This window comes from Actinomadura livida (genome assembly GCF_014648675.1).
Taxonomy (GTDB): domain Bacteria; phylum Actinomycetota; class Actinomycetes; order Streptosporangiales; family Streptosporangiaceae; genus Spirillospora; species Spirillospora livida.
Window position 1 is genome coordinate 228,328 of record NZ_BMRO01000012.1, and the last position, 12,948, is coordinate 241,275.

General features: G+C 70.3%; 9 protein-coding genes. 5 read left to right on the top strand and 4 right to left on the bottom strand.

The features are described 5' to 3' along the window. Window positions 1-27: 27 nt before the first annotated feature. From IEZ03_RS27410 to IEZ03_RS27420, 3 genes are all read left to right on the top strand, one after another. Window positions 28-1,545, top strand: a complete 1,518-nt coding sequence (locus IEZ03_RS27410) for a potassium/proton antiporter (protein ID WP_184879770.1) — start codon at window positions 28-30, stop codon at window positions 1,543-1,545. Window positions 1,546-1,657: 112 nt separating this feature from the next. Beyond that, window positions 1,658-2,584, top strand: coding sequence for an ABC transporter ATP-binding protein (locus IEZ03_RS27415; RefSeq protein ID WP_184879767.1), 927 nt, complete (start codon window positions 1,658-1,660; stop codon window positions 2,582-2,584). Beyond that, complete coding sequence (locus IEZ03_RS27420) at window positions 2,581-3,378, top strand: ABC transporter permease (protein WP_184879765.1); 798 nt, start codon at window positions 2,581-2,583, stop codon at window positions 3,376-3,378. The genes IEZ03_RS27415 and IEZ03_RS27420 overlap by 4 nt, the downstream gene beginning before the upstream one ends. A gap of 32 nt (window positions 3,379-3,410) precedes the next feature. On the opposite strand, the gene IEZ03_RS27425 is transcribed toward IEZ03_RS27420, so the two are convergent. Continuing rightward, window positions 3,411-4,715, bottom strand: a complete 1,305-nt coding sequence (locus IEZ03_RS27425) for an alpha/beta hydrolase (RefSeq protein ID WP_184879764.1) — start codon at window positions 4,713-4,715, stop codon at window positions 3,411-3,413. Between the two features lie 139 nt (window positions 4,716-4,854). Further along, complete coding sequence (locus IEZ03_RS27430; protein ID WP_184879762.1) at window positions 4,855-5,637, bottom strand: class I SAM-dependent methyltransferase; 783 nt, start codon at window positions 5,635-5,637, stop codon at window positions 4,855-4,857. A gap of 299 nt (window positions 5,638-5,936) precedes the next feature. Between IEZ03_RS27430 and IEZ03_RS27435 the strand changes: the two genes are divergently transcribed. Next, window positions 5,937-6,809, top strand: a complete 873-nt coding sequence (locus tag IEZ03_RS27435) for a hypothetical protein (RefSeq protein ID WP_184879760.1) — start codon at window positions 5,937-5,939, stop codon at window positions 6,807-6,809. 251 nt (window positions 6,810-7,060) lie between these two features. Here IEZ03_RS27435 and IEZ03_RS27440 read toward each other — a convergent pair whose 3' ends face one another. Continuing rightward, window positions 7,061-8,011, bottom strand: a complete 951-nt coding sequence (locus tag IEZ03_RS27440) for a LysR family transcriptional regulator (protein WP_184879758.1) — start codon at window positions 8,009-8,011, stop codon at window positions 7,061-7,063. Window positions 8,012-8,100: 89 nt separating this feature from the next. Here IEZ03_RS27440 and dnaE point away from each other — a divergent pair, with 89 nt between their 5' ends. Beyond that, window positions 8,101-11,697: a DNA polymerase III subunit alpha gene (gene dnaE, locus IEZ03_RS27445; RefSeq protein ID WP_184879756.1), complete on the top strand. Its 3,597-nt coding sequence runs from the start codon at window positions 8,101-8,103 to the stop codon at window positions 11,695-11,697. Between the two features lie 106 nt (window positions 11,698-11,803). Here dnaE and IEZ03_RS27450 read toward each other — a convergent pair whose 3' ends face one another. Then, window positions 11,804-12,943, bottom strand: coding sequence for a sulfotransferase family protein (locus IEZ03_RS27450; protein ID WP_184879754.1), 1,140 nt, complete (start codon window positions 12,941-12,943; stop codon window positions 11,804-11,806). Window positions 12,944-12,948: the final 5 nt, after the last annotated feature.

Genomic DNA, 12,948 nt, shown 5'->3' on the forward strand with positions numbered 1-12,948 from the left:
GGGCCACGGGCGACGGGAGGGGACGCGATGACGCTGCAGCACCTCTACCTGGTGCTGCTGATCGGTGGCGCGGCCCTGCTGGCGAGCATCACCGCGGTCCGCGTCGCGCACGGGGTGGGGCTGCCCAGCCTGCTGTTCTTCCTGGCCGTCGGCCTGATCATGGGCGAGGACGGGATCGGCCTGCACTTCGACGACGCCCAGCTCGCCCAGGCGCTCGGCACCGCCGCGCTGGGCCTCATCCTCATCGAGGGCGGCCTGTCCACGTCGTGGAACAGCCTGCGGCGGCTGCTCGCGCCGGCCGGGGTGCTGGCGACCGTGGGCGTGGCCGTCTCGATGCTCGTCACCGCCGCCGGCGTGCACTGGCTGCTGGGCATGGAGTGGCGGCTGGCGCTGCTGCTCGGCGCGATCGTGTCGTCCACGGACGCGGCGGCGACGTTCGCCGTCCTGCGGGCGCTGCCGCTGCCGGCCAAGCTCCGGGGCCTGCTGGAGGCCGAGTCGGGACTCAACGACGCGCCCACGATCATCCTGGTGCTGGTGTTCAGCAGCGCCGGCGCGTTCCCGAGCGCCGGTTACGTCGTCGGCAACCTGTTCTTCCAGCTGTGCGTCGGCGCGGCCCTCGGCCTGGTCATCGGCCGGCTCGGCGTCGTCGCGCTGCGGCGGATCGCGCTGCCCGCCACCGGGCTGTACCCGCTGGCGACGTTCGGGTTCGGCATCCTCGCGTTCGCCGCGGCCGGGGTGGCGGGCGCCAGCGCCATCATCTCCGCCTACCTGTCCGGCGTGGTGCTGGGGAACTCCCGGCTGCCGCACCGCGCCGCGAGCCGGTCGTTCGCCGAGGGCGCCGGCTGGCTGGGGCAGATCGGGCTGTTCGTCATGCTCGGCCTGCTGGTCGATCCGAGCCGGCTGCCGGGCGCGGTCGTGCCGGCGGTGGTGGCGGGCCTGGTCCTGCTGCTGGTGGCGCGGCCGGTCTCGGTGCTGGTGTGCCTGCCGGGCTTCCGCTTTCCCTGGCGGGAGCAGGCGTTCCTGTCGTGGGCGGGGCTGCGCGGCGCCGTGCCGATCGTGCTGGCCACGTTCCCCATCGTCTCCGGCGTCGAGGGGGCGCGGGACCTGCTGCACGTCGTGTTCGTGCTGGTCGTGGTGTTCACCCTCGTCCAGGGGCCGAGCCTGCCCGGCGCGGCGCGGCTGCTCGGCGTGATCCAGCCGGGCCAGGCCCGCGAGGTCCAGGTCGAGGCCGCCCCGCTGGACATGCTCGGCGCCGAACTGCTCACCCTCACCGTCCCGGAAGGCTCCCGGCTGCACGGCGTCGAGATCTCCGAGCTGCGCCTTCCGCGCGCCGCGGTGGTCAGCCTGATCGTCCGCGACGGCACCGCTCTGGTCCCCGGCCCCACGACCATCCTTATGGAGGGGGACGAGGTCCTCATCGTCACGGCGGAGGCCGTCCGCGAGACCACCGAGCGCCGGCTGCGCGCGGTGGGCCGCCGCGGGCGCCTCGCCTACTGGCTCGGCGAGCACGGCGACCCGGAGACCGGGAACGGCCCCGCGTCCTGAGCGTCCGGCCGGGCCGGCCTGCCGAAAGTCAGGGGTGCCGGGTGCCGATCGGCCATCGCGGGCGCCGGCCGCCGCTCCCTAGCTTTCCGGGGAGACCACGAGCGGAGAGCGCATGATCACTTTGACCGGCCTGACCAAGCGCTACGGCGGGACGACCGCCGTGGCGGACCTGTCCCTGACGATCGAACCGGGCCTGGTGACCGGCTTCCTGGGCCCGAACGGCGCCGGGAAGTCCACGACCATGCGGATGATCCTCGGCCTGGACGAGCCGACCGCGGGCACGGCGCTGGTGTCCGGCCGCCGGTACGCGCGGTTCCGGCACCCGCTGCGCGAGGCGGGCGCGCTGCTGGACGCGCGGGCGGTGCACCCCGGCCGCGGCGGCCGGAACCATCTGCTGGCCATGGCGCGCAGCAACGGCATCCCCCGCCGGCGGGTCGAGGAGGTGCTCGGCATGGTGGGGCTGTCGGACGTCGCTGGCAAGCGGGCCGGGACGTACTCGCTGGGCATGGGCCAGCGGCTCGGCATCGCCGGCGCGCTCCTCGGCGATCCGCCGGTCCTGATGTTCGACGAGCCGGTGAACGGGCTCGACCCCGACGGCGTCCGCTGGGTGCGCGAGCTGATGCGCTCGCTGGCCGCCGAAGGACGCACGGTCTTCGTGTCGAGCCACCTGATGAGCGAGATGGAGCGCACCGCGGACCGGCTCGTGGTCATCGGGAAGGGCCGGCTCATCGCCGACGCGCCGGTCACCGAGATCCTCGCCGGGAGCTCGCGGCGCCGCATCAGGGTCCGCGGCCCGCACCCGGAGTCGCTGCGGGAACTGGCCGCCCACCTCGCGGGGCGGGGCGTCACCGCCGACGAGGTCTCGCCCGGGGAACTGCTGCTCTCGGGCACCACCGTGGAGTCCGCCGGCGAGGCGGCCCACCGGCTCGGCGTCCTCCTGCACGAGCTGAGCCCGCTGGAGGCCACGCTCGAACAGGCCTACATGGAGCTGACCGCCGGAAGCACCGAGTTCACCGCGTCCACTGGGGAGGCCCGATGACCGCCATGACGGAGACCCGCACCGCGACCGGAGGACGGCTGCCGGGTGCGGTGGCGGCCGAGTGGACGAAGGCGTGGACGGTCCGCAGCACCTACTGGAACCTGTTCGGGGCGGCCGTCCTGATGGGGCTCGCCTGCCTCCAGCTGGCCATCTACACCCTCAACGCCAACGGGAACGACGACCCGTCGGACGACAAGGGCGTGGTCGCCGTCGGGACGATCGCCATCGGCGCGGTGGACCTCGTCCAGTTCGTCCTGATCGGGCTGGCCATGCTGCTGATCACGGGCGAGTACTCCACCGGGGCGATCCGCGCGACCCTCCAGTGGATCCCGCGCAGGGGCGAGATGCTGGCGGCCAAGACCGCGGTCGCGGGCGTCATCGGCGGCGCCGCCGGTACCGTGCTCGCCGCGGCCGGGTCGCTGGCGGCGCTGCCGCTCCTCGGCCGCTGGGGCGGGTTCGAGTTCGGCCCGTGGCTCGGCGACGTCCTCGCCGTCGGCGCCTACCTTGCCCTGATCAGCGTCTTCACCGTGAGCGCCGGCGCCCTGCTGCGCAGCGCGGTCGGCACGCTGATCGTGATCTTCCTGGTCGTCCTGGTGGTGCCCGCCAGCCTGCAGGCGAGCGGCATCACCGCGTTCCAACGCGTCGCGGACTTCATGCCCGCCGTCGCCGGGGCCGCCTTCATGCGCGGCGAGTCCGACACGTACCCGCCGGTGCTCGGCCTGCTGATCCTCGCCGCCTGGGCTGCCGCCGCGCTCCTCGCCGGGCACGCCGCACTCCGCCGCCGCGACGCCTGAGACACGGCGCCGCGACGGCGACCTCGGCGTGGTCAGTTCGGGTGGTCGTTGAACTGGACGGAGATCCGGTGGCCGCTGGACGGCCAGGCCGGCACGGCGAGGGCGTCGGTGCGGCCGCTGCCGCCGCGGGGCTGCGACACGAGGGAGATCGGGCGCGCCCCGGCCGGGACGAAGACGTCCATGCCGGTCATGAACGGCGTGGCGAAGAACGCCGGGATCGGCGCGCCGAGGTCGGTGACGCGGTCGCGCCCGGCGTCGAAGGCGAAGATCCCGATGGCGCGCTTGGTGCGCGGCGCGTTGGCGGCGTTCAGCACCTGCCGCCCGTCGATGTAGAGGGCGTCGCCCGCGCTCCCCTGGTCGCCCCACCACTCCTTCTGCCGGCTGATGGTGAGGGCGGCATGGTCGTCACCGGTCTCCACGAGGCCCGACAGCCCCTCGCCGGGACGGCTGGTCAGCAGCCGGACGAGCCGGTCGGTGCGGCGGAACGGCTGGAAGTACAGGTGGTGGACGGACGACTCGTCCCACACGACCGCGAACTCGTAGTGGGCGTCGCCGCGGCCCTCGAACGGACCCCACGAGCCGTCCCCGGTGAGGTCGTAGGCGGCGAGGGGGCGGCTGGTGAGGCGCGAACCGGTGTACGGGTTCACCCGGTAGATCTCCAGCCGCGCACCGGCCGCGCCGACGTTGGTCGGGAAGAGCACCGCGCGTCCCGACAGGGAGATGTTCGGCTGCGGGACGATCCAGCTCGTGGCAGGCGCCCGCCCGTTGAAGAACTCGAAGAACCGCGCGAAGGTCTCGGGCGAGGTCACGACCTGGGTGTGGGACTGGTCGGAGAAGTACACGTTGGCGGCGCCGCCGACCTGCCGCTCCGTCGAGCCCTCGCCCCACACCGCCAGGGTGGGCACGCCGCCCGGCTGGGCGTCCGCGACGGCGCCGTCGAGGTTGACGTAGTGCGCGACGGTCGCCGCCCGCGCGGGCGAGCTGCGCAGGTAGCTCTGCATCAGCGCGGTGCCGAGCGAGTGGGCGAGCAGGTCCACCCGGTCGGCGCCGGTGCGGTCGAGGAGGCGCGCGATGCGGCCGTCCAGCGACGCGTAGACCTGTTCCACGGTCGTGACCGTGAACGTCGAGTCGTACTCGTGGCCCTCGATGAACTGCTCCGGGTAGCCGTTGGACGCCAGGCGCCGCGCCTGCGTCTCGAACTGGCCGGCGGAGCCGCTGAACCCGTGCACGAACACGACGGGGCGCGGGGAGAGGCGGCGGCCGTGCGCGTGCGCGGGCGACACGACCGACAGGGATAGCAGCAGGGCGCAGAAGAAGGCGATGAGCCGTCGCAGCATGGGAGCGAACCCCTCGTGGTGACCATCCGGGCCCAAAGCTTCTGATCACCGGAGATCGCCGTCAAGGTTCGGGCGGCGACACTGTGCCCATGCCCAGGCGATGGCGGTTCCGGTTATTCACCGGAACGGTGCCGGGGCGTCAGGCGGGGTTGGTGACGCGGATCTTGGATTGCCCGTGCGGGAGTGCTTCCCAGTCGTCCATGAAGCGGGCGGTGAATCCGTGCCTCTCGGCGAGCGACGTCAGCGTTTCGGTGCGGTAGTAGAAATCCTCCCGCAGGACGTGGTGTTCGGCGCCTTCGGTGCGGTCGAAGGTGAAGTCGAAGAATCCGCCGGGGACCAGGACCCGGCCGACATTGGCGAGGCATTCGTCGATGACGCTCAGCGGCGAGTGGCTGAAAACGCTGTGCGCGTGCACGACCGAGAAGTGGTCCGACGGCAGGAACCGCAAGGTCAGGTCGTTGACGAGCGTCAGGTGCGGCAGTTTGCCGGCCAACTCCTGGCGGACGAGGGTGTCCTGCGCGGCGAGCAGGATGTCGGGCGAGATGTCGATGCCGTAGTAGTTGCCGCTGTCGAGGTAGTCGATGAAGCGCCACCCGGCCCGCAGGTTCCCGCAGCCGATCTCCAGCATCCGGTCATCGGGCTTGAGCCCGTGTTTGACCAGGTAGTCGAACTGCATCTTGCCGAGCCTCAGCCAGCGCTCCCGGGTCGGGCTCCCGACGGCGGCCTCGGGGCTCTTGGCCGCGTCCGCCCGCATGACGGCCCGGTAGTAGGCGACGTGGTCACGGCTGGTGACGCGCAGTTTCAGGTCGCGCGCCGTTCTCGCCAGGTACGGCCTGATCTTGTCGGGGTTCTTGGCGGCGTATCGCAGTTTGTAGGTGAGGCTCGCGCGATTCCTGCGCGTCGGCGGGACCGGTTCGGTCATCGGCTCGTCCTCTGAAGTAGCACTCCGGGAAAGCGGCGGCCAGTTCCTGACGATGGCACAGGAGCACTACCCGTGCCACCGCCCGATAAGCCGAGGCCGGCCCGAAGACCCGCCTTGGAGCCGGGCGCACCGTCATTACACTGCCTCGGAGCGGTATCGGCGAGCCCATGACGGCGGAGGAGGTACCGAGATGAGTCCCGGAGACGGCGCGGATCGCAAAGCCACGCCGGAACAGATGACACAGCGCGGCAAGAACCTGCACAGAAATGTCGATGACAGGAGGCCGTAAACGCCGCCACGTGAGGCGGCTGTTCGCCTCGGCCTGCCTCGCGCTGCTCCTGCCGCCCGCCGCGACGACCTGCACGCACCTGTTCGGCGAGCGGGTGTCGCTGCGGATCGACCGGTGCGAGCGCCAGCCGCGCTACGGCCACGAATGCCACGGCTCCTGGACGGACGCCGGCGGCGAACGGCACACCACGACCGTGTCGCACGTCGGCCCCGAGGACGTCGGCGAGACCGTCGGCGCCCGGCTCGGACCATGGCCGATGGACGCCCACGCCGGGAGCCTCTGGGCGGATGCCCCGCTGTACCTCCCGGTGCCCGTGCTGGCGGCGGCCGTCCCCTTCTACCTTCTGCTCAGGTGGCGCTTCGACAGGGAGGTGAAGGACACCGCGCGGCGGCTGCTGGACGCCCCCGAGCACTTCCTGGTGCTGGAGGTGAACCGCAAGGGGGCGGTGCGGACCGGCGGGGAGCAGCATCTCCGCGTGCGGTTCGGCGATCCGGACGTGCCGGTTCCGGAAGGGGCCGACCGGAGGCGCTTCGCGTCCGCCCGGCGGCCCGGCGGGGAGATCGCGTTCGCCGTCGAGCGGCGCTCCGACCAGCTCCTCATGCTCGACGCGGACGGGCGGCCCGAGGCGATCGTCCCGCACCTTGGGCTCCAGTCGGACCGTCCCCGCGTCGAGGCGCCGGACGGGCGGCTCCTCGGCGAGATGCCCCGGACGCGCGGCCACACCGGCGACGTGCACTCCGTCCTCGACGCGGGCGGGACGGAGGTCGGGCGCTTCGCCCGCCTCCGCCGCGGGACGTGGGCGCTGTGCCTGTCACCGGACTGCTCCGCGGTCCTGGCCGACTCCGTCCTCGCCTACCTCTTCACCGACGGCCGCGCCGCCTGACATCGAGACCATATTGCCCATCTCGGACATGCAGGACCTCGATTCCAACGAAGATGACCTTCCCCTACTTCTCTCCGGCCTGTCTCCGCTGGTCATCGAGGATGTGCTGGACCAGGGCGAGCTGATCTGGGGGCGAGCCAGGACACCCGACGGCCCGGCGGCGTGCCCGAGTCAGCGTTACCGTCCTGGCCGTCCGTCGTCAGGGCTCGTGGACGCGCTCGTCGCCTTCGGAACGGACTCAAGCGCAGAGGTCATGTGCGTTCCGGCTGGGCGGGGTGGGCCCGTTCAGGGGTCCAGATACCGCTGTCGGGACGTCCGGGATACCCGGCAGTGAGATGGCCATGGAGCGCGGTGAGGGCGGGGTGGGCGTTGTCGGTGCGCCACACCAGCTCGCCGGGGTAGACGGGGGTCGGATCCACTAGCGGGATGCGGCGCAGGGCGTGCCCGGCGGGCCACACCAGCGGCGTCTCCTCGCCGATGAAGGTTGCCACCGTCGTGGACCCCGCGATGGTGTCGAAGAGCGCCTCGATGCCGAAGTCGGGGCCGATCGTGTCGATGGTGAACCCGAATTCGGCGGCGAGCCGGTCGTAGTAGGCCGTCCACTCGGTGCCGGGTGCGTTGCCGGGCATCCATATGCGGTGGCCGGCGAGCTGCGCGGGGGTGACCGAGCGGGCCTTGGCGAAGGGGTGGCCGGGTCCGGTGAACAGGTGCAGGGGTTCGTCCAGCACGGGGGTGGACTCGACGCCCTCGGGGAGCGGCTGGTCGAGGAGAGTGACCGCGCGGACGGTCGCGTCGATGGCGCCGGAGCGCACGGCCTCGACCGCTTCGGTGCCGCCGTGCAGCGCGACGATGTCGAGCGCGATGTCGGGGCGTGCCCGGTAGAAGGCGCGCAGCAGCCCGGCCGTGGCGACCTGCCGGTGTACGACGTCCACTCGCAGCGCCCTGCCGCCGGGGCGTACGGAGGCCGCCGCGCGCTCGGCGGCGTCCAGGAGCGCCCGAGCGTGCGACAGGAACGCCTGCCCGTCGATGGTGAGGTGCGCCCCACTGGGGATGCGCACGAAAAGCTTCACGCCCAGTGAGTTCTCCAAGGCCGCGACGCGTTTGGACACGGCCTGCTGCGTGACCGAGAGGTCGGCAGCGGCCTCCTGGAACTGTCCCGTGTCGGCGACGGCGACGAAGGCGGCTACGGCGCTGAGATTCACGACCACCAGCCTAGGCGTACAACCACTGGTTGTTCAGTCGAGGCGGTCGGTTGTTTGCTCCGTTTCCTTTGACCTGGCTTCATAGCGCCATGCCGGAGTCCTTCGTCCATCTGCACAACCACACCGAGTACTCGATGCTCGACGGCGCCCAGAAGCTCAAGCCCATGTTCGCCGAAGTCGCCCGCCAGGAGATGCCCGCCATCGCCATGAGCGACCACGGCAACATGTTCGGGGCGTACGAGTTCGCGCAGGTCGCTAAGGGGTACGACGGCATCACCCCGATTATCGGCATCGAGTCCTACATGGCGCCTTCGTCGCGGTTCTCGCGTAAGCAGGAGTTCTGGGGGCCGGGCGGGCGCCGTGCCAAGGGCGAGGACGGCGAGGGGTCCAAGGACGTCTCGGGCGGCGGGCGCTTCACGCATATGACGATGTGGGCACGGGACGTCGAAGGTCTGCGCAACCTCTTCTGGCTCAGTACGCAGGCTAGTTATGAGGGCCAGTTCCCGGCCGGCAAGCCCCGTATGGACCGCGAGCTGATCGCCGAGCGGCCCGGCGGCATCATCGCCACCACCGGCTGCCCCTCCGGCGAGATCCAGACCCGTCTGCGCCTCGACCAGTACGAGGAGGCCAGAAAGGCGGCCGCCGCATATCAGGAGATCTTCGGCCGCGAGAACTACTTCCTCGAGCTGATGGACCATGGCCTGGACATCGAACGCGACGTCCGCGACGGCCTGCTGCGACTCGCCCGCGACCTGCGCATCCCGCTCCTGGCCACCAACGACGCCCACTACGTCACCGAGGATCAGGCCGACGCCCACGACAGCCTGCTCTGCATCGGCGTCGGCAAGAACAAGGACGATCCGGGCCGCTTCCGTTTCAACGGCTCCGGCTACTACCTCAAGAGCGCCATGGAAATGCGCGGGCTGTTCTCCGAGCTCCCGGAAGCCTGCGACAACACCCTGCTGATCGCCGAGCGCGTCGAGCCCTACGACGAGGTCTTCGACTCGGTCGATGAGATGCCGCAGTTCCCCGACGTGCCCGAAGGCGACAGCCAGGAGTCGTGGCTGCGCAAGGAGGCGAGCAAAGGCTTGGCGATGCGCTACGGGGACCCGATTCCCCGGCACGTCCTGGAACGCTTCGAGACCGAGATGTCGGTCATCGGCCCCATGGGATTCAGCTCCTACTTCCTCGTCGTCGCCGACATCTGCCGCCACGCCCGCACCAACAAGATCCCGCTCGGTCCCGGCCGAGGCTCGTGCACCGGCTCGATCGTCGCCTACGCCACCCGCATCACCGAGTTGTGCCCCCTGGAACACGGCCTGCTGTTCGAGCGGTTCTTGAACCCCGAACGCATCAACCCGCCGGACGTCGACCTCGACTTCGACGACCGTCAACGTGACCGGATGGTCCAGTACGTCACCGAAAAGTACGGCGGCGAGTACACCGCCTTGGTGAACACGTTCGGCATGATCAAGGCCAAGAACGCGATCAAGGACTCGTCGCGCATCCTCGGATACCCCTACAGTCATGGCGAGCGGATCACCAAGGCGCTCCCGCCCGACCAGAACGGCAAGTCCGCGCCGCTGGCCGCTCTCTTCGACCCGTCCCACGAGCGGTACGGCGAGGCCGGCGAGATCCGGCAGATGTACGAGAACGACCCCGACGTGAAGAGGGTCATCGACACCGCCCGCGGGGTCGAGGGGCTCACCAGGGGCACCGGGGTGCACGCAGCGGCCGTGATCCTTTCCAAGACCAGGCTCACCGACCGGATCCCCCTGCACATGCGGGCCTCGGACGGCGTGAAGATCACCGGCTTCGACTATCCGTCCTGCGAGGCCATGGGCCTGGTCAAGATGGACTTCCTGGGGTTGCGCAACCTCGGTGTGATCGACCAGGCGATCGAGAACATCCGCCACAACCGGGGCATCAGCCTGGCCACGGTCGATCCGCTGGACGGCGACGCGTCTACGCACGTCATCCCGCTGGACGATGCCAAGACCTACCGGCTGCTTGCCGACGGCAACACCTTCGGCGTCTTCCAACTCGACGGCGGCGGCATGCGGGTGCTGCTCAAGCAGATGGAACCGACCCGCTTCGAGGACATCGCCGCAGTCAACGCCCTCTACCGGCCCGGACCCATGGCGGCGAACGCCCACACCCATTACGCATTCCGCAAGACCGGCCGGCAAGAGATCACCCCGATCCACCCCCAACTGCGGGACGCGCTGGAACCGATCCTCGGCAACACCTTCCATCTGCTCGTCTACCAGGAGCAGATCATGGCCATCGCCCGGGAACTCGCCGGATACACCCTCGGAGGCGCTGACCTGCTGCGCCGCGCGATGGGGAAGAAAAAGCCGGAGGTCCTGGCCGCGGAGTGGGAGAAGTTCCACGACGGCATGCGTGGCAACGGCCACAGTGAGGAAGCCATCAAAGCCCTGTGGGACGTCATGCTCCCCTTCTCCGGGTACGCATTCAACAAGTCCCACACCGCAGGCTACGGCCTGGTCTCGTACTGGACCGCCTACCTCAAGGCCAACTACCCCGCCGAATACATGGCCGCCCTGCTCACGTCCGTCGGCGACGACAAGGACAAAGCCGCGGTCTACCTCGCCGACGCCCGCAAGAACGGCGTCCGCGTCCTCCAGCCCGACGTGAACGAGTCCGTCGCCGAGTTCACCGCAGTCGGCGACGACGTCAGGTTCGGGCTGCGGTCCGTCCGCAACGTCGGCGACAACGTCATCGACGCCATCATCGACTCACGCCGCCAGAAGGGAAAGTTCACCTCCTTCGCCGACTTCCTCGACAAGGTAGCCCTGCCCGGCCTGAACAAACGAGCCGTAGATTCACTGATCAAGGCCGGCGCCTTCGACTCCCTGCACCATTCACGCAAGGGCCTCTCCGCCGTTCACGAGGACGCCATCGACGCGACCATCCCCGTGAAGAAGGCGGCAAGCTTCGGGCAGGACGACCTCTTCGCAGGTCTCACCGGCACAGCAGGCCACGAACCGGTCTACGGCCTCGACTTCCCCATCGACGAAGCAGAATGGCCGCGCCGGCAACTCCTCGCGACCGAGCGCGAAATGCTCGGACTCTACGTCTCGGCACACCCAGTGGACGGCGCCGATCACATCCTGTCCCGAGCCCGAGACTGCTCCATCGCCGAACTGCTCACCTCCGGCCGCACCTCCGGCGACATGCGACTCTCCGGACTGATCACCGGCGTCCAGCACAAGATGACCAAGCAAGGAAAACACTGGGCCATCGTCAACCTCGCGGACCGCGACGCCACCATCGAAGTCCTCTTCTTCCCCGCCGCCTACCTACTCATCCAGCACGCACTGGCCGAGGACAACGTGATCTCCGTTAAAGGCAAGATCGAAGACCGAGACGGAACGATAAGCATGTTCGGCCGCGAAGCCTCCCTCCTCGACATCTCCTCGGCCGCAAACGGCACCATGCCCCCCGTGGAACTCATGCTCCCCCTGCACCGCGTCACCGAGGAGACCGTCAGGGAACTCAAGCACATCCTCGCAGCCCACCCAGGCGACAGCCCTGTGCACCTCAGCGTCCGCGGTCCACACAAAACCACCGTCTACGCCCTCCAGGCCACCATCGACCCCACGACCATCGCCTCCGAGATCAAAGGCACCTTCGGAGCCGACGCCTGGCGGGGCATTGCCTAAGGGGCCTCGTCAGCCTTCCCTGATCCTTCATAAGGGTGCGGAGTGATCAAACACTAGAAAGCATTCCCGCCGTCCGCACCGGCACCGCGAAGGCGGCCCCGGCCGGTCAGCCGCCGAACCGCTCGTCGACCTGCTCTGGCGTCAGGCCGAAGTCTTCGAGCGCGTAGCGGTGGGACGGCCTGGCGGCGCCGGTCGCGCTCTCCTTGTGCAGGCTCGTCATCGCCGTCCGGGCGTCGTCGCCGAACGGGAGCCCGAAGTGCCGGTAGATCCCCTCCGCCGTCGCGACGGGGTCGCGGACGAAGTCGTCATAGTGGACGTCCACGAACTGCGCGGGGTCGTGGCGGGCCCGCTCGGCGCGGAACGACTCCAGGCCGCGGCTCCACAGTTCGAGCTGGTCGCGGCCTAGCGTGGCGCCGGTGAAGACGTCCGACCAGCCGGCGGTAGCGTGCGCGGCGAGGCTGCACATGGACGCCATCGCGGTCCGCGGGTCCCGGTGCGTCTGGACGATCAGCGCGTCGGGGTAGGCGTCCAGCAGCGCGTCCAGGGCGAACAGGTGGCTGGGGTTCTTCAGCACCCAGCGCCGCCCCGGGTCGTTCAGGCCGATGAGCTGCAGGTTGCGGCGGTGCCTGCGGTACGCGGGCGTCCAGTCCCGGCCCGCGAGCCACTCCGAGTACGCCGGCAGGTGCGCGAGGCATTCGAACGAGATCGACAGCATGCTCTGGCGGAGGAGCTGCCAGCATTCCTCGACGGAGTCCGCCGAGATGTAGTGGACGCCCATGAACTCGGGGTTCTCGACGTGGTGCCGCCGGTATCCGGCGTCGATCGCCTGGAAGACCGGGTCGTCCGCCCACGTCTCGCGGGGCGGGCGCGGCTGCGGCACCTCGGCGAGCCACAGGTCGAGGCCCTGGTGGGCGGGGTCGGCGGTGAGCAGCCGGTGCAGCGCGGTGGTGCCGGTGCGGGGCAGGCCGGTGACGAAGATCGGCCGCTCGACCGGGACGCCGGCGTGCTCGGGATGCCGCCGCCACGCCGCCTCGGAGAACTGCCGGGCGGCGAGCGCGCCGCGCAGCATCGCGCGCTGCGCCTTGTTGCCGAGGGGGGTGAGCCCGGCGTCCTTGGCGTAGGACTCCAGGAGCACCTTCAGCCCGTCCAGGTAGTCGTCCGCACCGAAGTCGTCCAGGCCGGTGATCCTGCTTGCGGAGGCGTGGAGGTCCTCGACGGTGCCGACGGTGTCGCGGCCTTGGGTCATTCGGG